This is a genomic window from Pseudomonas sp. ADAK21 (assembly GCF_012935735.1).
GTDB classification, from domain to species: domain Bacteria; phylum Pseudomonadota; class Gammaproteobacteria; order Pseudomonadales; family Pseudomonadaceae; genus Aquipseudomonas; species Aquipseudomonas proteolytica.
Genome location: NZ_CP052857.1, coordinates 1,251,177 through 1,272,640, shown reverse-complemented (window position 1 = coordinate 1,272,640; position 21,464 = coordinate 1,251,177). Strand labels below are relative to the sequence as shown.

Annotated in this window: 18 protein-coding genes and 2 tRNA genes; 18 read left to right on the top strand and 2 right to left on the bottom strand. The window is 58.2% G+C overall.

From position 1 onward, the window contains the following. Nucleotides 1-47 precede the first annotated feature (47 nt). Nucleotides 48-1,721: a DNA repair protein RecN gene (gene recN / locus HKK57_RS05900; protein ID WP_169389906.1), complete on the bottom strand. Its 1,674-nt coding sequence runs from the start codon at nucleotides 1,719-1,721 to the stop codon at nucleotides 48-50. A gap of 232 nt (nucleotides 1,722-1,953) precedes the next feature. Here recN and grpE point away from each other — a divergent pair, with 232 nt between their 5' ends. The 8 genes from grpE (at nucleotide 1,954) to HKK57_RS05860 (ending at nucleotide 12,436) form a co-directional block, all read left to right on the top strand. Further along, nucleotides 1,954-2,523, top strand: coding sequence for a nucleotide exchange factor GrpE (grpE, locus tag HKK57_RS05895; RefSeq protein ID WP_029299004.1), 570 nt, complete (start codon nucleotides 1,954-1,956; stop codon nucleotides 2,521-2,523). Between the two features lie 103 nt (nucleotides 2,524-2,626). Then, on the top strand, nucleotides 2,627-4,549 hold the full coding sequence (gene dnaK / locus HKK57_RS05890) for a molecular chaperone DnaK (RefSeq protein WP_029299003.1): 1,923 nt from the start codon (nucleotides 2,627-2,629) through the stop codon (nucleotides 4,547-4,549). Nucleotides 4,550-4,865: 316 nt separating this feature from the next. Continuing rightward, nucleotides 4,866-5,990 carry a molecular chaperone DnaJ gene (gene dnaJ / locus HKK57_RS05885; protein WP_029299001.1) on the top strand — a complete coding sequence of 375 codons (1,125 nt, stop codon included), beginning with the start codon at nucleotides 4,866-4,868 and terminating at the stop codon, nucleotides 5,988-5,990. A gap of 10 nt (nucleotides 5,991-6,000) precedes the next feature. After that, the gene (gene dapB, locus HKK57_RS05880) at nucleotides 6,001-6,807 is read left to right on the top strand and encodes a 4-hydroxy-tetrahydrodipicolinate reductase (RefSeq protein ID WP_029298999.1); all 807 of its coding nucleotides are present in this window, start codon (nucleotides 6,001-6,003) and stop codon (nucleotides 6,805-6,807) included. Between the two features lie 259 nt (nucleotides 6,808-7,066). Continuing rightward, nucleotides 7,067-8,203: a glutamine-hydrolyzing carbamoyl-phosphate synthase small subunit gene (gene carA, locus HKK57_RS05875; RefSeq protein ID WP_169389905.1), complete on the top strand. Its 1,137-nt coding sequence runs from the start codon at nucleotides 7,067-7,069 to the stop codon at nucleotides 8,201-8,203. 105 nt (nucleotides 8,204-8,308) lie between these two features. Continuing rightward, entirely contained in the window at nucleotides 8,309-11,530 is a 3,222-nt protein-coding gene (gene carB / locus HKK57_RS05870; RefSeq protein WP_029298996.1) for a carbamoyl-phosphate synthase large subunit, read from the top strand. Continuing rightward, nucleotides 11,527-12,003 carry a transcription elongation factor GreA gene (gene greA, locus HKK57_RS05865; protein WP_008029775.1) on the top strand — a complete coding sequence of 159 codons (477 nt, stop codon included), beginning with the start codon at nucleotides 11,527-11,529 and terminating at the stop codon, nucleotides 12,001-12,003. The genes carB and greA overlap by 4 nt, the downstream gene beginning before the upstream one ends. Before the next feature lie 28 nt (nucleotides 12,004-12,031). Beyond that, nucleotides 12,032-12,436 carry an MFS transporter gene (locus HKK57_RS05860; protein WP_070994378.1) on the top strand — a complete coding sequence of 135 codons (405 nt, stop codon included), beginning with the start codon at nucleotides 12,032-12,034 and terminating at the stop codon, nucleotides 12,434-12,436. Nucleotides 12,437-12,444: 8 nt separating this feature from the next. Here the strand turns inward: HKK57_RS05860 and HKK57_RS05855 are convergent, their stop codons facing one another. Then, entirely contained in the window at nucleotides 12,445-12,753 is a 309-nt protein-coding gene (locus HKK57_RS05855) for a YhbY family RNA-binding protein (RefSeq protein ID WP_029298992.1), read from the bottom strand. 105 nt (nucleotides 12,754-12,858) lie between these two features. On the opposite strand from HKK57_RS05855, the gene rlmE reads away from it, so the two are divergent. From rlmE to nusA, 10 genes are all read left to right on the top strand, one after another. Then, on the top strand, nucleotides 12,859-13,509 hold the full coding sequence (gene rlmE, locus HKK57_RS05850; protein ID WP_029298990.1) for a 23S rRNA (uridine(2552)-2'-O)-methyltransferase RlmE: 651 nt from the start codon (nucleotides 12,859-12,861) through the stop codon (nucleotides 13,507-13,509). Nucleotides 13,510-13,709: 200 nt separating this feature from the next. Next, on the top strand, nucleotides 13,710-15,620 hold the full coding sequence (ftsH, locus tag HKK57_RS05845) for an ATP-dependent zinc metalloprotease FtsH (RefSeq protein ID WP_029298988.1): 1,911 nt from the start codon (nucleotides 13,710-13,712) through the stop codon (nucleotides 15,618-15,620). An 8-nt stretch (nucleotides 15,621-15,628) separates the two neighbouring features. Next, entirely contained in the window at nucleotides 15,629-16,480 is an 852-nt protein-coding gene (gene folP, locus HKK57_RS05840) for a dihydropteroate synthase (RefSeq protein WP_029298986.1), read from the top strand. Nucleotides 16,481-16,496: 16 nt separating this feature from the next. After that, complete coding sequence (gene glmM / locus HKK57_RS05835) at nucleotides 16,497-17,834, top strand: phosphoglucosamine mutase (RefSeq protein ID WP_029298983.1); 1,338 nt, start codon at nucleotides 16,497-16,499, stop codon at nucleotides 17,832-17,834. A 66-nt stretch (nucleotides 17,835-17,900) separates the two neighbouring features. Beyond that, the gene (gene tpiA / locus HKK57_RS05830; RefSeq protein WP_070994377.1) at nucleotides 17,901-18,656 is read left to right on the top strand and encodes a triose-phosphate isomerase; all 756 of its coding nucleotides are present in this window, start codon (nucleotides 17,901-17,903) and stop codon (nucleotides 18,654-18,656) included. 4 nt (nucleotides 18,657-18,660) lie between these two features. Beyond that, the gene (gene secG / locus HKK57_RS05825) at nucleotides 18,661-19,044 is read left to right on the top strand and encodes a preprotein translocase subunit SecG (RefSeq protein ID WP_029298979.1); all 384 of its coding nucleotides are present in this window, start codon (nucleotides 18,661-18,663) and stop codon (nucleotides 19,042-19,044) included. A gap of 21 nt (nucleotides 19,045-19,065) precedes the next feature. Next, nucleotides 19,066-19,151 (top strand) — tRNA-Leu (locus HKK57_RS05820). Nucleotides 19,152-19,247: 96 nt separating this feature from the next. Continuing rightward, nucleotides 19,248-19,324 (top strand) — tRNA-Met (locus HKK57_RS05815). Nucleotides 19,325-19,464: 140 nt separating this feature from the next. Beyond that, a complete protein-coding gene (gene rimP, locus HKK57_RS05810; protein WP_032867412.1) occupies nucleotides 19,465-19,923 on the top strand; it encodes a ribosome maturation factor RimP in 459 nt (152 codons plus the stop codon). Nucleotides 19,924-19,982: 59 nt separating this feature from the next. Next, nucleotides 19,983-21,464, top strand: a complete 1,482-nt coding sequence (nusA, locus tag HKK57_RS05805; protein ID WP_029298976.1) for a transcription termination factor NusA — start codon at nucleotides 19,983-19,985, stop codon at nucleotides 21,462-21,464.

The following is a 21,464-nucleotide window of genomic DNA, read 5'->3' as shown; positions in this document are numbered from 1 at the left end:
TCGCCTTCGTGTTTTCTATCGGTGGGAAACCCAGGGTGAAATAGGGCTCAGGCCTTCGCTGTCACCACCATTTTCTTCGCATGGGCCAGGGACTCCTTGGTCAGATCGATGCCGCCGAGCATGCGCGCGACTTCTTCGACCCGTTCGGTCTTGTTTAGCTTGGACACAGCAGTATGTGTCGCATCGCTGCCCCTGACCTTATGTACAAACAGATGCTGATGCCCCTGGGCTGCCACTTGGGGCAAGTGGGTAACGGTCAATACCTGCCCGCGTTCGCCGAGGCGACGCAACAATTGGCCGACGATTTCTGCCGTCGGTCCACCGATCCCCACGTCCACTTCGTCGAATACCAGTGTAGGTACGCGGGAGGTCTGGGCGGTAATGACCTGGATCGCCAGGCTGATCCGTGACAGTTCACCACCAGACGCTACCTTCGCCAGGGCCTTGAGGGGTTGGCCTGGGTTGGCGCTCACCAGCAGCTCGACCTGCTCCAGGCCGTTGGGCTGTAGCTCGTTGCCACTATTGGCATGCAATTCGATGGTGAAGCGCCCGCCGGGCATGCCCAGTCGCTGGATTTCCTGTTCCACGGCGCAGGCCAGTCCGGTAGCCGCTTGCTGGCGCAGGTCGCTCAGTTCCCGGGCTTTTTCCTGATAGTGGCGGGCGAAAGAGGCCAGTTCATCGCCCAGGCGCTCGATGGATTCATCGTTGGCATTCAGGGTTTCGATCTCGTCCAGCAGTTTTTGCTGCATGGCTGCCACTTCGGTTGGCTGGATCCGATGTTTGCGCGCCAGGGTGTAAATAGTGTCGAGGCGCTCTTCGATCTCTTGCAGGCGTGCCGGATCTGCATCGAAGTGGTCAAGGAAGCGGTTCAGCTCGCCAACCGCCTCTTCTACCTGGATCTGCGCACTGGTCAGCAGGGTGGTGGCTTCATTCAGCGAGCCAGAGCCACTGTTCACACTCGACAGGCGGTTAAGGCTTGCCGTCAGGGCGTTCAGCACATTGCCGGAATCGCTTTCGCTGCATTGCTCGACAACTTGGCGACAAATGCCCAGCAAGGTTTCGGCATTGGTCAGGTTCTTGTGCTCCTGCTCCAGTTGTTCCAGTTCTGTTTCGCCCAGGCCCAGGCTTTCCAGTTCTTCCAACTGATAGCTGAGGAGCTGGTGGCGGGCCCGCTGCTCGTCGCCGGAGTTGGATAGGCGCTCCAGCTCCTGGCGGGTCTGGCGCCAGCGTTGTGCGGCCAACTGCACCTGGCGCGCCAGGTCGGTGGCACCGGCGTACTCATCCAGGAGCCGGCGATGGGTATCGGTTTTGAGCAGGGATTGATGTTCGTGCTGGCTGTGGATATCGATCAGCAATTCGCCCAGGGCTTTCAGGTCGCCAAGGGGGCAGGGCGTGCCATTGATATAGCCCCGTGAGCGGCCTTCGGCGGTGATTACGCGGCGCAGGATGCACGGGCCGTCGTTATCAAGGTCGCGCTGGGCAAGCCAGGCGCTGGCTTCCGGAATATCCGCCAGGTCAAAAGTCGCCAGGATATCGGCCTTGTCTGCGCCGGGGCGAACCACGCCGCTGTCGGCGCGATCGCCAAGGGTCAGGCCCAGGGCATCGAGCATGATCGATTTGCCGGCGCCGGTTTCGCCTGTGATTACGCTCATCCCGCGATCCAGTTCAAGATCCAGGTGCTCGACGATGGCGTAGTTATGTACGGACAGGTGAACCAGCATAGTGGCTGCTCCCAGGCTTTAGGTCTGGTTATTTATACAGTGTTTTGTTTGGCGCTGACAATCCTGAGGTTTAGCTCGATTTGCTTGGATGGCGGGATTTTTTAGTGCGATGTGGAATGTGCGGGAAAGTGTGAGTCGGGGCGTGTCGGCCCTTGAACCTGGAAATTGTGGCCCCATATACCGGAACAGAAGCGCGAGTTGAGTTCGCGCAGGATTCTGAAAGGAGAAAATTATGGCTGACGAACAGACGCTGGATACGCAAAACCCAGACGCCAACCAGGCCTCGCAGGCAGCGGGTGAAGACCTGGCGGCTCGCGTGCAAGTGCTCGAAGAGCAACTGGCAGGCGCTCAGGATCAGGCTTTGCGTGTTGCTGCCGATCTGCAGAACGTCCGCCGCCGCGCCGAGCAGGATGTAGAAAAAGCCCACAAGTTCGCGCTGGAGAAGTTCGCCGGTGATCTGTTGCCGATCATCGACAGCCTGGAGCGCGGCCTGGAGCTGTCTAGCCCGGACGACGAAAACATCCGTGGCATGCGCGAAGGGATCGAGCTGACCCTGAAGATGTTCCAGGACACCCTGAAGCGTTATCAGATGGAAGCCATCGATCCACAAGGCGGCGAGCCGTTCAACGCGGAGCATCACCAGGCCATGGCCATGCAGGAAAATGCTGACCTTGAGCCCAATAGCGTATTGAAGGTGTTCCAGAAGGGCTACCAGCTCAATGGTCGCCTGTTGCGCCCGGCGATGGTGGTGGTGAGCAAGGCTCCCGCACCGGTTTCGCCATCGATTGACGAGCAGGCTTGAAATCGTTCGTAACGACCCCATTTATAAGTCAAGCGTTTAAGTGCTACCGCAGTTAGCCACCACTGCTGCGGCAACCAAATCCAAAGTTTCGGGAGAGTGAATCATGGGCAAAATTATCGGTATCGACCTGGGGACCACCAACTCCTGCGTCTCCGTGCTGGAAAACGGCGTATCCAAGGTTATTGAGAACGCCGAAGGCGCACGTACTACCCCTTCCATCGTGGCTTACGCCAACGACGGCGAAATCCTGGTAGGCCAGTCCGCCAAGCGTCAGGCTGTGACCAATCCGCATAACACCCTGTACGCGGTGAAGCGTTTGATCGGTCGTAAGTTCGACGAAGAAGTCGTACAGAAAGACATCAAGATGGTGCCGTACAAAATCGCCAAGGCCGACAACGGTGACGCCTGGGTTGAAGTGAACGGCCAGAAAATGTCGCCGCCACAAATCTCGGCTGAAATCTTGAAAAAGATGAAGAAGACTGCCGAAGACTACCTCGGTGAAGCAGTGACCGAAGCGGTGATCACCGTTCCAGCCTACTTCAACGACAGCCAGCGCCAGGCGACCAAAGATGCCGGCCGTATTGCGGGCCTGGACGTAAAACGTATCATCAACGAGCCAACCGCGGCTGCTCTGGCCTATGGCATGGACAAGGCCAAGGGCGACCACACCGTGATCGTTTATGACCTGGGTGGCGGTACTTTCGACGTTTCCGTGATCGAAATCGCTGAAGTCGATGGCGAGCACCAGTTCGAAGTGTTGGCGACCAACGGTGACACGTTCCTGGGCGGTGAAGACTTTGACATTCGTCTGATCGACTACCTCGTCGACGAATTCAAGAAAGAAAGCGGCATGAACCTCAAGGGTGACCCGCTGGCGATGCAGCGCCTGAAAGAAGCCGCTGAAAAAGCCAAGATCGAACTGTCTTCGAGCAATTCGACCGACGTGAACCTGCCGTACATCACTGCAGACGCCACCGGTCCTAAGCACTTGAACGTGAAGATCTCGCGCGCCAAGCTCGAATCGCTGGTTGAAGACTTGGTTCAGCGCACCATCGAACCTTGCCGCATCGCCCTGAAAGACTCGGGTATCGATGTTGGCTCGATCAACGACGTGATTCTGGTCGGTGGTCAGACCCGTATGCCGCTGGTGCAGCAGAAGGTTACCGAGTTCTTCGGTAAAGAAGCGCGTAAAGACGTCAACCCGGACGAAGCAGTTGCCATGGGTGCTGCCATCCAGGGTGCGGTATTGGCCGGCGACGTGAAAGACGTGCTGCTGCTGGACGTCAGCCCGCTGACCCTGGGTATCGAAACCATGGGCGGCGTGATGACTGCGCTGATCGAGAAGAACACCACGATTCCTACCAAGAAATCGCAAGTGTTCTCGACTGCCGATGACAACCAGGGCGCGGTGACTATTCACGTGCTGCAAGGTGAGCGTAAGCAGGCTGCGCAGAACAAGTCCCTGGGCAAGTTCGACCTGGCCGAGATTCCACCAGCTCCACGTGGCGTGCCACAGATTGAAGTAACCTTCGACATCGACGCCAACGGCATTCTGCACGTAGGCGCCAAGGACAAGGCCACTGGCAAGACTCAGTCGATCGTGATCAAGGCCAACTCCGGCCTGTCCGAGGAAGAAATTCAGCAGATGATCAACGACGCTGAAAAGAACGCCGAGGAAGATCGCAAGTTCGAAGAGCTGGCCGCTGCCCGCAACCAGGGTGATGCACTGGTTCACTCGACGCGCAAAATGATCGCTGATGCTGGCGACAAAGTGACTGCTGAAGAGAAGACTGCAATCGAAGCCGCAGTGGTTGCCCTGGAAGCCGCCGTTAAAGGTGATGACAAGGCCACTATCGAAGCCAAGGTTGAGGAGCTGTCGAAAGTCTCCGCGCCAGTGGCTCAGAAGATGTACGCCGAGCAAGGCCAGCCAGCTGACGGTGCCGCGCAACAGGCAGAGCCTGAAGCCAAGCACGATGATGTTGTCGATGCCGAGTTCGAAGAAGTAAAAGAAGACCAGAAGAAGTAACTTGGTCGCCCGGTTGACCGCTATCAAGCGGTGACTGGTAGGATGTCGCCGCGCGGGAGCTTGCTCCCGCGTTGGCGTGTCTGGGGTACGCGAATTTTTACAGCATGCGACAAGGTTCGGATGTTGGCGGTGTGATCGGGAATGCTCCTGCTTTGCGATCAACAATCACCGCGTTTTTAGCTGGGTCTCGGCTGAGAGCAGTAAAGACCAGGATCGTTGAATTTGACGTGAGTTGGGTCCGGGCCTGTATTGGGGCTCAACGAGTTTGGCAGGCTCAGGAGGGTTTTGCCGGACGTCCTTAAGAGTGCAAAGACTTATGGCAAAGCGTGACTATTACGAAGTGTTGGGTGTGGAGCGGGGCTCCAGCGAGGCGGACCTGAAGAAGGCTTACCGTCGCCTGGCGATGAAGCATCACCCGGACCGTAATCCGGATAACAAAGAATCCGAAGAATTGTTCAAGGAGGCCAACGAGGCCTACGAATGCCTGTGTGATCCGAACAAGCGCGCAGCCTACGACCAGTACGGCCACGCGGGTGTCGATCCGAGCATGGGTGGCGGTGGTGCCGGTTTTGGCGGGCAGAACTTCTCCGATATCTTCGGCGACGTGTTCAGCGACTTCTTCGGTGGCGGTCGTGGCGGTCAGCGTGGCGGTGCCCAGCGCGGCAGCGACTTGCGCTACACCCTGGAGCTGAATCTGGAAGAAGCCGTGCGCGGCACCAGCGTCAACATCCGCGTGCCGACGCTGGTCAACTGCAAGCCGTGCGACGGTTCAGGTGCCAAGAAGGGCTCTTCGCCGATTACCTGCCCGACTTGTGGCGGTATTGGCCAGGTGCGCATGCAGCAGGGCTTCTTCTCTGTGCAGCAAACCTGCCCGCGTTGCCATGGCCAGGGCAAGATCATTTCCGATCCGTGCGACTCTTGCCACGGCGAAGGGCGTGTCGAAGAGTACAAGACGCTGTCGGTGAAAGTGCCGGCGGGTGTCGATACTGGCGACCGTATCCGCTTGTCGGGTGAAGGCGAGGCGGGTGCGCAGGGTGGCCCGACGGGCGATCTGTACGTGGTGATCAATGTGCGCGAGCACTCGATCTTCCAGCGCGACGGCAAGCACCTTTTCTGTGAAGTGCCGATCAGCTTTGTCGATGCCGCCCTGGGTGGCGAGCTGGAGATTCCGACCCTCGATGGTCGGGTCAAGCTGAAGATCCCTGAGGGGACGCAGACCGGCAAGCAGTTCCGGATCCGTGGCAAGGGCGTTGCACCAGTGCGTGGCGGTGGGGCGGGCGACTTGATGTGCCGTGTGGCCGTTGAGACCCCGGTCAACCTGGATCGTCGTCAGCGTGAGTTGCTCGAAGAATTGCGCAGCTCGCTGGACGGTGATGGCTCCCATTCGCCGAAGACCGCTGGCTGGTTCGAAGGCGTGAAGCGCTTCTTCGGCGACCTGTAAGGACGTGGATATGCGACGTATAGCAGTGATGGGCGCCGCCGGGCGCATGGGCAAGAACCTGGTGGAGGCGGTGCAGCAGCGCTCGCCTCTGTCGGGGCTGACTGCGGCGATCGTGCGCCCGGGCAGTACGCTGATTGGCGCCGATGCTGGTGAGCTGGCTTCGCTGGGGCGGATCGGAGTGTCGTTGTCCGGTAGTCTGGAGCAGGTGGTTGACGAGTTCGATGTGCTGATCGACTTCACCCTGCCCGAAGTAATGCTGAAAAACCTGGCCTTCTGCCGTAAGGCTGGCAAGGCCATGGTTATCGGTACTACTGGCCTGAATGCCGAGCAGAAGCAGTTGCTGGTTGCGGCGGGCAAGGACATCCCTATCGTGTTTGCCGCCAACTTCAGTGTGGGCGTCAACTTGTCGCTGAAGTTGCTCGACATGGCAGCACGGGTGCTGGGGGATGATGCGGATATCGAGATCATCGAGGCCCATCACCGGCACAAGGTGGATGCGCCATCGGGCACCGCCATGCGCATGGGTGAGGTGATTGCCGATGCCTTGGGGCGCGATTTGTCGAAAGTCGCGGTGTATGGTCGCGAAGGTCATACCGGCGCGCGTGAGCGCGAGACCATTGGCTTTGCTACGGTGCGCGGCGGTGACGTGGTGGGTGATCACACGGTGCTGTTTGCTGCCGAAGGCGAGCGCCTGGAGATTACCCATAAGGCCTCCAGTCGTATGACCTTCGCCAAGGGCGCAGTGCGTGCGGCATTGTGGCTGGAGGGGCGCGAAGCAGGCCTCTACGACATGCAAGACGTGCTGGATCTGCGTTAATCAGTAGCAAAAACGGGCCCCGGGTATTACTCTAGGGCCCCGTTTTTACCCGCTAAGCGACGTCCTGTCGCATTCTCCTGCCTTTTAGGCTCTTTAGCGGTGGACCAAAAAAGCCTTTTTCTGTAAGCTACAGCTTTAGTGTGTCCACTAAAAGCGCGCAGAATAATTCAGTGAAGAAGCGGGGTGACGTGTCCATACGTCACTCCGCTTTTTTACAACCTGCGATCGCCCTTTCAGGCTTTATTTACGGGAGGTCTTCTTGACTAAGCCAGCCATACTCGCCCTTGCTGATGGCAGCATTTTTCGCGGCGAAGCCATTGGAGCCGACGGTCAGACCGTTGGAGAGGTGGTGTTCAACACCGCCATGACCGGCTATCAGGAAATCCTTACCGATCCTTCCTACGCCCAACAGATCGTTACCCTGACCTATCCGCACATCGGCAACACCGGTACTACACCGGAAGATGTCGAGTCTGATCGTGTCTGGTCGGCTGGTCTGGTGATTCGTGACCTGCCACTGGTTGCGAGCAACTGGCGTAACACGATGTCGCTGTCCGATTACCTGAAAGCCAACAACGTTGTGGCAATCGCCGGTATCGATACGCGCCGCCTGACACGCATCCTGCGTGAAAAAGGCTCGCAGAATGGCTGCATCATGGTCGGTGACGATGTTTCCGAAGCCGCAGCGATTGCTGCAGCGCAGGGCTTCCCTGGCCTGAAAGGCATGGATCTGGCGAAAGTCGTCAGCACCAAAGAACAGTACGAGTGGCGCTCCACTGTCTGGGACTTGAAGACTGACAGCCACGCAACCATCGAGGCTAGCGAGTTGCCCTACCACGTGGTCGCTTACGACTACGGCGTGAAGTACAACATCCTGCGCATGCTGGTCGAGCGCGGTTGCCGCGTGACCGTGGTGCCGGCGCAAACCCCGGCCGCCGACGTACTGGCCCTGCAACCGGATGGTGTGTTCCTGTCCAACGGCCCGGGTGACCCGGAGCCATGCGACTACGCCATCAAGGCTATCAAGGAAGTGCTGGACACCGAGATCCCGGTATTCGGTATCTGCCTGGGTCACCAACTGCTGGCCCTGGCCTCCGGCGCCAAGACCCTGAAAATGGGCCATGGCCATCATGGTGCCAACCACCCGGTACAAGACCTGGACACTGGCGTAGTGATGATTACCAGCCAGAACCACGGTTTTGCGGTGGATGAAGCCACCTTGCCGGCCAATGTGCGCGCCATTCACAAGTCGCTGTTCGACGGTTCCCTGCAGGGTATCGAGCGCACCGACAAGAGCGCGTTCAGCTTCCAGGGCCACCCTGAAGCGAGCCCGGGCCCGAACGACGTAGCGCCGCTGTTCGACCGTTTCATCAATGAGATGGCCAAGCGACGCTAAATGAGCGGCCTGAGGGCGGCCCGGGAAACCGGCGGCCCCCTCAGGCTCTTCAAGGATTGTTCAAGACGGCTTGCCGACTGACCTGCGGATTTGAGTGACAAACCCATGCCAAAACGTACAGACATAAAAAGCATCCTGATTCTCGGCGCTGGCCCGATCGTTATCGGCCAGGCCTGCGAATTCGACTACTCCGGCGCCCAGGCCTGCAAGGCCCTGCGCGAAGAGGGTTACCGCGTCATCCTGGTGAACTCCAACCCGGCCACCATCATGACCGACCCGGACATGGCCGACGCCACTTACATCGAACCGATCAAGTGGCAGACCGTTGCCAAGATCATCGAGAAAGAGCGTCCAGATGCACTGCTGCCGACCATGGGCGGCCAGACTGCACTGAACTGCGCCCTGGACCTGGAGCGCGAAGGCGTCCTGGAAAAGTTCGGCGTAGAGATGATTGGCGCTAATGCCGACACCATCGACAAGGCTGAAGACCGCTCGCGTTTCGACAAGGCCATGAAGTCCATCGGTCTTGATTGCCCGCGCTCGGGCATCGCCCACAGCATGGAAGAGGCCAACGCGGTTCTCGAAAAGCTGGGTTTCCCGTGCATTATCCGTCCGTCCTTCACGATGGGCGGCACTGGCGGCGGTATCGCTTACAACCGTGAAGAATTCGAAGAAATCTGCGCACGCGGTCTGGACCTGTCGCCGACCAAGGAGCTGCTGATCGACGAATCCCTGATCGGCTGGAAAGAGTACGAGATGGAAGTTGTCCGCGACAAAAAGGACAACTGCATCATCGTCTGCTCGATCGAAAACTTCGACCCAATGGGTGTGCACACCGGTGACTCGATCACCGTGGCTCCGGCACAGACCCTGACGGACAAGGAATACCAGATCATGCGTAACGCCTCGTTGGCGGTACTGCGTGAGATCGGCGTTGAAACCGGCGGTTCCAACGTTCAGTTCGGTATCTGCCCGAACACCGGCCGTATGGTCGTGATCGAGATGAACCCGCGTGTATCGCGTTCTTCGGCGCTGGCATCAAAAGCTACCGGCTTCCCGATTGCGCGCATCGCTGCCAAGCTGGCGATCGGTTATACCTTGGACGAGCTGCAAAACGAGATCACTGGTGGTGCTACGCCGGCGTCCTTCGAGCCGTCGATCGACTACGTCGTCACTAAGCTGCCACGCTTCGCTTTCGAGAAATTCCCGAAAGCCGACGCCCGCCTGACCACTCAGATGAAGTCGGTCGGTGAAGTCATGGCCATCGGCCGGACCTTCCAGGAGTCGCTGCAGAAAGCCCTGCGTGGCCTGGAAGTGGGCGTTTGCGGTCTGGACGAGAAGCTCGACCTGAGCAACCCAGAAAGCATGAGCGTGCTCAAGCGCGAGCTGACCGTGCCAGGCGCCGAGCGTATCTGGTACGTGGCTGATGCTTTCCGCGCTGGCATGACCGTCGAAGACATCTTCGGCATGAACATGATTGACCCGTGGTTCCTGGTGCAGATCGAAGATCTGATCAAGGAAGAAGAGAAGGTCAAGACCCTGGGTCTGTCCTCTATCGACCGCGACCTGATGTTCCGCCTCAAGCGCAAAGGCTTCTCTGACCAGCGTCTGGCCAAGCTGCTGGGCGTGACCGAGAAGAACCTGCGCACCCATCGCCACAAGCTGGATATCTTCCCGGTCTACAAGCGCGTTGACACGTGCGCCGCAGAGTTCGCCACCGACACCGCGTACCTGTACTCCACCTACGAGGAAGAGTGCGAAGCCGCGCCGTCGGGCCGCGACAAGATCATCATCCTGGGCGGCGGTCCAAACCGTATCGGCCAGGGCATCGAGTTCGACTACTGCTGCGTCCACGCCGCCCTCGCTCTGCGCGAAGACGGGTACGAGACCATCATGGTCAACTGCAACCCGGAAACCGTTTCCACTGACTACGACACCTCCGATCGCCTGTACTTCGAGCCAGTAACCCTGGAAGACGTGCTGGAAATCTGTCGCGTCGAGAAGCCAAAAGGCGTGATCGTCCAGTACGGCGGGCAAACTCCGCTGAAACTGGCGCGTGCCCTGGAAGCGGCCGGCGTGCCGATCATCGGTACCAGCCCTGACGCCATCGACCGTGCCGAAGACCGTGAGCGCTTCCAGCAGATGGTCGAGCGCCTGAACCTGCGCCAGCCGCCAAACGCGACCGTGCGCAGCGAAGACGAGGCCATCCGTGCGGCCAGCAAGATCGGCTACCCGTTGGTGGTACGTCCGTCCTACGTGTTGGGCGGCCGGGCGATGGAAATCGTCTACGAAGAAGAAGAACTCAAACGCTACCTGCGTGACGCGGTGAAAGTGTCCAATGACAGCCCGGTCCTGCTGGACCACTTCCTCAACTGCGCCATCGAGATGGACGTGGATGCGGTCTGCGACGGTACCGACGTGGTGATTGGCGCGATCATGCAGCACATCGAGCAGGCAGGCGTTCACTCCGGTGACTCCGCGTGCTCCCTGCCGCCGTACTCGTTGCCGCTGCACATCCAGGACGAGATGCGCGAGCAGGTCAAGAAAATGGCCCTGGAACTGGGTGTGGTCGGCCTGATGAACGTACAGTTGGCGCTGCAAGGCGAAGACATCTACGTCATCGAGGTCAACCCGCGTGCTTCGCGTACCGTGCCGTTTGTTTCCAAGTGCATCGGTGTGTCCCTGGCGATGATTGCCGCCCGTGTAATGGCCGGTAAAACCTTGAAGGAAATCGGCTTCACCAAGGAAATCATTCCGAACTTCTACAGTGTGAAAGAAGCGGTGTTCCCTTTCGCCAAATTCCCTGGTGTGGACCCGATCCTGGGCCCAGAGATGAAGTCCACCGGTGAAGTGATGGGCGTGGGCGATACCTTCGGCGAAGCATTCGCCAAGGCCCAGATGGGCGCCAGCGAAGTGCTGCCGACCGGCGGTACTGCGTTTATCAGCGTGCGTGACGATGACAAGCCACTGGTTGCAGGCGTGGCCCGTGATCTGATCAACTTGGGCTTCGAGGTCGTGGCGACTGCCGGGACTGCCAAGCTGATTGAGGCGGCTGGCCTGAAAGTGCGTCGCGTGAACAAGGTAACGGAAGGTCGTCCGCACGTGGTCGACATGATCAAGAATGACGAAGTCACCCTGATCATCAACACCACCGAAGGTCGCCAGTCGATCGCGGACTCCTACTCCATTCGTCGAAACGCCTTGCAGCATAAGATCTACTGCACCACCACCATTGCTGCTGGCGAAGCTATCTGTGAAGCGCTCAAGTTCGGTCCGGAAAAGACCGTGCGTCGCTTGCAGGATCTACACGCAGGATTGAAGGCATGATCAAATACCCTATGACTGTCCAGGGCGCCAAGGCCCTGGAAGAGGAGCACGCCCATCTGACCAAGGTCGTACGTCCGAAGCTGAGCCAGGACATCGGTACGGCCCGCGAGCTGGGTGACTTGAAGGAAAACGCCGAATACCACGCTGCCCGCGAGCAGCAGGGTATGGTCGAGGCGCGGATCCGTGATATTGAAGGGCGGATTCAGAATCAGGTCATCATTGATGTCACAAGCATTCCGCACACCGGCAAAGTGATTTTCGGTACCACTGTGGAAATCGCCAACGTCGAGACGGATGAGCGCGTGACTTACCACATCGTGGGTGAGGATGAAGCTGACTTCAAACTCGGCAAGATCTCCGTCGGCTCGCCCCTGGCCCGTGCCTTGATCGCCAAGGAAGAGGGTGATGTGGTGGCCGTCAAGACGCCTGGTGGCGTGATCGAGTACGAGATTGTCGAAGTTCGTCACATCTGAAAGGCGGCGCCCGCTTCGAGCGGGCGCCATGCTTTGGCAGTTGACCCAGATGCTCTGGGTTGGCGGCCTGTGGCTGTTGCACCTGGGTGTATTGCCGGTGCTGGGCATGATTGGCCTGGCGCCGTTGCTGATCTATGAGATCGGCGGATTATTGAGTGCGTTGCTGGTAGGTTTTGCAGCCGCGTGCGTGACGCTCCAGGCGCTTGTGCTGATCAAGGCCGAGGGCTTGGGGAGTTTGTGGCGGGATATGCGTGGGCAACTGCTGTTGATGGCGCTGTATGCGTGCGCAATGTATTGCGTGGTGCGCATATTGCTGCCGGAAGCGTTGCGCTGGCAGCTGTTCAGCTATCTTGTGCTAGGGTTTTCTGGCTTGGTGCTGGTGGTACAGCCTGCGCCGGGGTGGAGCGGCAGGGCGCGCGAAGCACGCCCGTGACCCTTGAATCATTTGAAGCGATGAACGTTCGACAGTTGCTTGTTGGCGCTGAAATTCTTGCGATACAGCAGCGCCATCTTGCCGATGACCTGAACCAGGTCCGCTTTGCCCACCTTGCACAGTTCTGCAATGGCGGCCAGGCGTGCTTCGCGATCAAGGATATTGACCTTGATCTTGATCAGCTCGTGATCGCCTAATGCGCGTTCAAGTTCGGCTAACACACCTTCAGTCAAACCGTTGTCTGCCACAATCAGAACTGGTTTCAGATGGTGGCCAATGGATTTGTACTGTTTCTTCTGCTCTTGAGTGAGCGGCATAATCTGACCCCTGCGTCTGATCTTGTAAAAAGCGGCGGCCAGTTTACCCGAGCGAGTCCGGGACCGCCCAGTTAATCACGACCCGTTTTATTTTCGAGGTGGCCCGTGGCCCGTTCCAAAACTAGCCTTAAGTGGCTGCAAGAGCATTTCAACGATCCTTACGTCAAAAAGGCGCAGAAGGACGGCTACCGTTCACGGGCCAGTTACAAACTGCTGGAGATCCAGGACAAGGACAAGTTGATCCGTCCGGGCATGAGCGTTATTGACCTGGGGGCCGCCCCAGGTGGTTGGTCCCAGGTGACCAGTCGTCTGATTGGTGGGCAGGGGCGTCTGATCGCGTCCGATATCCTGGAAATGGACAGCATCCCGGATGTGACCTTTGTTCACGGTGACTTCACCGAGGACGCCGTACTTGCGCAGATCCTTGAGGCGGTAGGAAATTCACAGGTAGACCTTGTGATTTCCGACATGGCCCCCAATATGAGTGGATTACCGGCCGTTGATATGCCGCGCGCGATGTTCCTCTGTGAATTGGCGCTGGATTTGGCGGGTCGGGTTTTGCGTCCAGGTGGAGATTTCCTTGTGAAGGTCTTCCAGGGCGAAGGTTTTGACGAGTACCACAAGAACATTCGCAAGTTGTTCGACAAGGTGCAGACGCGCAAGCCTGACTCTTCCCGGGACAGGTCCAGGGAGCAGTATTTGTTGTGCCGCGGCTTCCGCGGTGTCGAGGGCGCTGCGAGCGAAGAGCGTTTTTGAGGAATTCGAGGTAGGCGATAGGTTTTTTTATATCGCTTTCGTCATGAAGCTTTACGAATATTGTGTAGTCAAAGTTTCACAAAGGGTTACAGACGGCGCCTGCCAGAGTTGTAGGTAATGTAGTAAGTTAGGCCGGTGAATATCATGCGAAGCGCGCGCCAGTAGCGGAGCTTGCTTCAGAGGGTAGTTAATTGAACGATATGGCAAAGAATCTGATCCTGTGGTTGATCATCGCGGCTGTCCTGGTGACGGTGATGAACAACTTCTCCAGCCCTAACGAGCCGCAGACCCTCAACTATTCCGACTTCATCCAGCAAGTTAAGGATGGCAAGGTCGAGCGCGTGGCGGTTGATGGCTACGTGATCACTGGCAAACGCAACGATGGCGATAGCTTCAAGACCATTCGTCCGGCGATCCAGGACAATGGCCTGATCGGCGACCTGGTGGATAACAAGGTCGTCGTCGAAGGTAAGCAGCCTGAGCAGCAGAGCATCTGGACCCAGCTGCTGGTAGCCAGCTTCCCGATCCTGGTGATTATCGCCGTGTTCATGTTCTTCATGCGCCAGATGCAAGGCGGCGCGGGGGGCAAGGGCGGGCCGATGAGCTTCGGCAAGAGCAAGGCGCGCCTGCTTTCTGAAGATCAGGTGAAAACTACCCTGGCTGACGTTGCAGGTTGCGACGAAGCCAAGGAAGAAGTCGGTGAGTTGGTCGAGTTCCTGCGCGATCCGGGCAAGTTCCAGCGCCTGGGCGGCCGTATTCCTCGCGGTGTACTGATGGTCGGTCCTCCGGGTACCGGTAAGACCCTGCTTGCCAAGGCGATTGCCGGCGAAGCCAAGGTGCCGTTCTTCACCATTTCCGGTTCCGACTTCGTCGAGATGTTTGTCGGCGTAGGTGCAAGCCGTGTGCGTGACATGTTCGAGCAGGCCAAGAAGCACGCGCCTTGCATCATCTTCATCGATGAAATCGACGCTGTCGGTCGCCATCGTGGTGCTGGTATGGGCGGTGGTCACGACGAGCGTGAGCAGACCCTCAACCAGTTGCTGGTGGAGATGGACGGCTTTGAAATGAACGATGGCATCATCGTGATTGCCGCCACCAACCGTCCTGACGTACTTGACCCTGCGCTGCTGCGTCCGGGCCGTTTCGACCGTCAGGTCGTGGTGGGCTTGCCAGATATCCGTGGCCGCGAGCAGATTCTCAAGGTCCACATGCGCAAAGTGCCGATGGGCGATGACGTGGCTCCGGGTGTGATTGCCCGTGGTACTCCTGGTTTCTCCGGTGCCGACCTGGCCAACCTGGTGAACGAGGCCTCGCTGTTCGCTGCCCGTACCGGCAAGCGCATCGTCGAGATGAAAGAATTCGAGCTGGCCAAAGACAAGATCATGATGGGTGCCGAGCGCAAATCCATGGTCATGTCCGAAAAAGAGAAGCAGAACACCGCTTATCACGAAGCTGGTCACGCCATTGTCGGTCGTGTTGTGCCTGAGCATGACCCGGTCTACAAGGTCTCGATCATTCCGCGTGGTCGCGCACTGGGTGTCACCATGTTCCTGCCGGAAGAGGATCGCTACAGCCTCTCCAAGCGCGCCCTGATCAGCCAGATCTGTTCGCTGTACGGCGGCCGTATCGCTGAAGAGATGACCTTGGGTTTTGACGGTGTTACCACCGGCGCGTCCAACGACATCATGCGTGCCAGCCAGATTGCGCGGAATATGGTCACCAAGTGGGGTCTGTCGGAAAAACTTGGCCCACTGATGTATGCCGAGGAAGAAGGTGAAGTGTTCCTGGGGCGTGGCGGCGGTGGTCAAAGTGCCAGCTTCTCTGGTGAGACTGCCAAGCTGATTGACTCCGAAGTGCGCAGCATCATTGACCAGTGCTACGGCACGGCCAAGCAGATCCTTACCGATAACCGCGACAAGCTCGACGCCATGGCTGATGCCCTGATGAAGTACGAGACCATTGATGCCGAACAGATTGACGACATCATGGCCGGCCGTACGCCTCGTGAGCCTCGCGATTGGGAAGGTGGTTCGGGTACTTCAGGCACACCGCCAGTAGTACAGAACGAGCGCCCGGAAAACCCAATCGGCGGCCCGGCTGCCGACCTTTAAGGCTTGAAATGACTTCTGCGTCGCCCTCTACCCGGTTGCCTTGCGGCAGCCGGGTTCTTGATTTGGCCCGTACTCACGTTATGGGCATTCTCAATGTAACCCCTGATTCCTTTTCCGACGGTGGCCGCTTCAGTCAGCTGGATGCGGCATTGCGCCATGCAGAAGCGATGGTCGCTGCAGGTGCGACCCTGATCGATGTTGGTGGCGAATCGACCCGGCCAGGAGCGCGCGCTGTCTCCCCATTGGAGGAGATGGAGCGTGTAGCGCCGATTGTCGAGCGAATCCATCGCGAATTGGATGTAATCATTTCAGTAGACACCTCGACCCCAGCCGTCATGCGTGAAACCGCGCGGCTTGGAGCGGGGTTGATCAACGACGTGCGCTCATTGCAGCGCGACGGCGCGCTGGACGCTGCTGCGGCCACTGGGTTGCCGGTCTGTCTGATGCATATGCTCGGTGAGCCCGGGACGATGCAGGACGCTCCGCACTACGACAACCTTGTTGAAGAAGTGACGGAATTCCTGGTGGATCGCATTGCCCAATGCGCCGCTGTGGGAATTGCACCTGAGCGGATCATTCTCGACCCCGGGTTTGGTTTTGCCAAAACCCTGCAGCACAACTTGAGCCTGTTCAAACATATGCAGTCGCTGCATGCCCTTGGTCGTCCCCTGTTGGTTGGGGTGTCGCGCAAGAGCATGATAGGCATGGCCTTGAATCGTCCCGTGGGCGAGCGCCTGCACGGCGGACTGGCCCTGGCGGCCTTGGCTGTCGCCAAGGGTGCGCGCATTCTACGGGTGCACGATGTGGCCGAGACCGTTGACGTAGTGCGGATGATCGAAGCGGTAGAATCAGCCGAATAAGAATGATGGAGCACTTATGACAAAGAAATATTTTGGCACCGACGGTATTCGTGGTCGGGTCGGCGAATTCCCGATCACTCCGGATTTCATGCTCAAGCTGGGCTGGGCGGCCGGGATGGCTTTCCGCAGCATGGGGGCATGTCGCATCCTGGTCGGCAAGGACACGCGGATCTCTGGTTACATGTTCGAATCTGCATTGGAGGCGGGCCTGTCTGCTGCCGGGGCTGACGTGATGTTGCTGGGGCCGATGCCTACGCCGGCGATCGCTTACCTCACGCGTACCTTTCACGCTGAAGCCGGGATTGTGATCAGCGCTTCGCACAATCCCCATGATGATAATGGCATCAAGTTCTTTTCGGGTCAGGGCACCAAGCTGCCGGACGAGATCGAGCATATGATTGAAGAGCTGCTGGATGCGCCGATGACCGTCGTCGAATCGAGCAAGCTGGGCAAGGTTTCGCGGATCAACGACGCTTCGGGTCGTTATATCGAGTTTTGCAAAAGCAGCGTGCCCACCAGTACCAATTTTGCCGGGCTCAAGGTGGTGATCGACTGCGCCCACGGTGCGACCTACAAGGTGGCGCCCAGCGTATTCAAGGAGTTGGGGGCCGAGGTGACTGTGCTGTCGGCTCAGCCCAACGGCCTGAACATCAACGACAACTGCGGCTCGACCCATATGGGGCAGTTGCAGGCGGCGGTATTGGCTGAGCACGCGGACCTGGGTATTGCCTTTGATGGCGACGGCGACCGCGTTTTGATGGTCGATCACACGGGCGCCATCGTTGACGGTGACGACCTGCTGTTCATCATTGCCCGTGACCTGCATGAGCGTAACAAGCTGCAAGGCGGCGTCGTCGGTACCTTGATGAGTAACCTGGGGCTGGAGTTGGCCCTGGCAGATCTGGGGATCCCGTTTGTGCGCGCCAATGTTGGCGACCGCTACGTGATTGCCGAGCTGCTGGAGCGCAACTGGGTTGTGGGTGGCGAGAATTCCGGGCACGTAGTGTGCTTCCAGCACACCACTACCGGTGATGCGATCATCGCTGCGTTGCAGGTGCTATTGGCCTTGCGTCGCCGTGAAGAGAGCCTGGCCCAGGCACGTCAAGCATTGCGCAAATGTCCTCAGGTACTGCTCAATGTGCGTTTCTCTGGGGGTGAAAACCCTATCGAGCACCCGGCCATCAAGGAAGCCTGTGAGCGTGTTACCGTCGCTATGGCGGGCCGTGGCCGGGTCTTGTTGCGCAAGTCGGGGACCGAGCCTTTGGTGCGTGTCATGGTCGAAGGCGATGACGAAACACAGGTTCGCGGCTATGCCGAGGAGCTGGCAAAACTGGTAACTGAAGTTTGCGCCTGAATTCGGCTTGCCAGTGTTGATGCGGTTGGGTAACATCTGCGCCCACTTTGACCGACGAGGTACAGCATGCGTCGCACTATGGTAGCTGGTAACTGGAAGATGCACGGTACCCGCGCCAGTGTCGCTGAGCTGGTCAATGGCCTTCGTCACTTGGCACTGCCGAGTGGTGTCGATATCGCGGTATTCCCGCCTTGCTTGCATATCAACCAAGTGGTTGATGGCTTGAAAGGCAAGTCGATCCAGGTCGGCGCGCAGAATTCCGCAGTAGAAGCCATGCAGGGTGCGTTGACTGGTGAGATTGCACCGAGTCAGCTGGTTGATGCAGGTTGTTCCTATGTGCTCGTTGGGCACTCCGAGCGCCGTCAGATGATGGGCGAGCGTGATGGGACACTCAACCGCAAGTTCGCAGCGGCACAGGCTTGTGGCCTGATTCCCGTGTTGTGCATAGGGGAGACCCTTGAGCAGCGTGAATCCGGCAAGACTCTTGAAGTTGTCTCGCGTCAGTTGGGCAGCATCATCGAGGAGCTGGGTGTTGGTGCATTTGCAAAGGCAGTGATTGCTTACGAGCCGGTCTGGGCCATTGGCACCGGGCTGACTGCTACACCGCAACAGGCGCAGGATGTGCACGCAGCCATCCGCGCGCAGTTGGCGGCAGAGAATTCTGAGGTCGCGCAAGGTGTGCGGCTTCTATACGGCGGCAGCGTGAAGGCGGCCAATGCGGTCGAACTGTTCGGCATGCCGGATATCGATGGGGGGCTCATTGGTGGAGCTTCCCTGAATGCAGATGAGTTCGGTGCGATTTGTCGCGCCGCGGGAAACTGAGAAAATGCTGGAAACAGTCGTAGTCGTTTTTCATCTGTTGGGTGCACTGGGCGTTGTTGCCTTGGTATTGCTGCAACAGGGTAAAGGTGCGGACGCTGGTGCGTCTTTCGGGGCAGGTGCTTCAAATACTGTGTTCGGAAGCCAAGGTTCCTCTACCTTTCTTAGTAAGTTTACTGCTATACTTGCCGCCGGTTTCTTCATAACCAGCCTGGGGTTAGGTTACTTTGCTAAAGAGAAAGCTCATGTGCTGACTCAAGCAGGTTTGCCAGATCCAGCAGTGTTGGAAGTTCCAAAAGCAAAACCGGCTTCTGATGATGTCCCGGTGCTTCAAGAGCAAAAGTCGGCTACTCCAGCGACTGACGTGCCTCCAGCTCAAGAGCAGAAGTAAGAAGGTTGTAAACGCTGTATTGCCGAGGTGGTGGAATTGGTAGACACGCAACCTTGAGGTGGTTGTGCCCATAGGGTGTAGGGGTTCGAGTCCCCTTCTCGGTACCAATTATCAGGAGAGCCCGCTGTTGCGGGCTTTCTTGTAGGTGGAAGGTTACATTGACCCTGTAAGGGATCGGTCGTATACTTCCGCCCCAGCTTTGTCGCGGGGTGGAGCAGTCTGGTAGCTCGTCGGGCTCATAACCCGAAGGTCGTCGGTTCAAATCCGGCCCCCGCAACCAGTTTTAGCGGAGCCCCTTTTAAGGGGCTTTTTGTTAGCTGGACACTTTCAACGCCGCTGTTCGACGGCGTTTCAAGGATGGGCGTTTCGCCCATTTTTTTATTTTGCACAGCATGCACATACATGCACGAGGGGGTTCAGGTGTCGAGCAAGCTAGAAGAGTTGCAGGCCTTGCTGGCCCCGGTGGTCGTGGCCCTAGGCTATGAATGCTGGGGTATTGAGTTTTCGGCTCAAGGTCGCCACTCAATGTTGCGCGTTTATATCGATAAAGAGGGCGGCGTGCTGGTGGACGATTGTGCCATCGTCAGCCGTCAGATCAGTGGTGTCCTGGATGTTGAAGATCCGATCGCCGTTGAATACACCCTCGAAGTTTCCTCGCCAGGCATGGAACGCCCACTGTTCACTATTGAGCAGTTTGCTAAATATGCCGGTGAACAAGTGAAGATCAAGCTGCGATCTCCTTTCGAAGGGCGACGCAACTTTCAGGGCCTTCTGCGCGGTGTAGAAGAACAGGATGTAGTGGTGCAGGTAGAAGACCACGAGTTCCTGTTGCCGATCGATATGATCGACAAGGCCAACATTATTCCCAGTTTTGACTGAGACGTGCCAGAAACTGCGGATCCCGCGGATCCAATGGCTTGCGAAAGGCGAGGCGTACGATGAGCAAAGAAGTACTGCTGGTTGTTGAGTCGGTATCCAATGAAAAGGGCGTACCGGCAAACGTGATTTTTGAAGCGCTGGAGCTGGCCCTGGCCACTGCTACCAAAAAGCGTTTTGAAGACGAAGTTGATCTGCGTGTGGAAATCAATCGCCACACCGGAGCCTATGAGACTTTCCGTCGCTGGACGGTCGTCGAAGAAGCCGATCTTGATGATCCGGCCATCGAAACCTGGCCGAGCAAGGTTGCGTTAACGCATCCTGGTGCCCAGGTTGGTGACGTCGTCGAGGAAAAGATCGAGTCCATCGAGTTCGGCCGCATCGCTGCACAGACTGCCAAGCAGGTCATCGTGCAAAAGGTTCGCGAAGCCGAGCGCGCCCAAGTTGTTGATGCCTATCGCGAGCGCCTGGGGGAAATCATCTCCGGCACCGTGAAGAAAGTAACTCGCGACAACGTGATCGTCGACCTGGGTAACAACGCAGAAGCGTTGTTGGCCCGTGAAGACATCATTTCCCGCGAAACCTTCCGTGTTGGCGTGCGTTTGCGCGCGCTACTCAAGGAAATCCGCACTGAGAACCGCGGCCCTCAACTGATCCTGTCGCGTACTGCGCCGGAAATGTTGATCGAGCTGTTCCGTATCGAAGTGCCGGAAATTGCCGAAGGCCTGATCGAAGTCATGGCTGCGTCCCGCGACCCGGGTTCGCGTGCCAAGATCGCGGTCCGCTCCAAGGACAAACGCATCGACCCGCAAGGCGCTTGCATTGGTATGCGCGGTTCGCGCGTCCAGGCAGTGTCGGGCGAATTGGGCGGTGAGCGCGTGGATATCGTGCTGTGGGACGATAACCCAGCGCAGTTCGTGATCAACGCCATGTCCCCGGCCGAAGTTGCGGCAATTATTGTTGACGAAGATGCCCATGCAATGGACATCGCCGTTGGCGCAGACAATCTGGCCCAGGCCATCGGTCGCGGTGGTCAGAACGTGCGTCTGGCCAGCCAGTTGACTGGTTGGACCCTGAACGTCATGACCGAATCGGACATCCAGGCTAAGCAGCAAGCAGAAACCGGCGATATCCTGCGCAACTTCATCGACGAGCTGGAAGTCGACGAAGATCTGGCACAGGTGCTGGTAGATGAAGGCTTCACCAGCCTGGAAGAGATTGCCTACGTACCGGTGGAGGAAATGCTCAACATCGACGGCTTTGACGAAGACACCGTCAACGAGCTTCGCGCTCGGGCCAAGGATCGCTTGTTGACTAAAGCCATCGCTACTGAGGAAAAGCTGGCAGACGCCCATCCGGCCGAAGACCTGCTCTCGCTTGAGGGTATGGACAAGGATTTGGCGATGGAACTGGCGGTGCGCGGCGTAATTACCCGCGAAGACCTGGCCGAGCAGTCTATTGACGACCTGCTCGACATCGACGGCATTGACGATGATCGTGCCGGCAAGTTGATCATGGCCGCCCGAGCCCATTGGTTCGAGTAA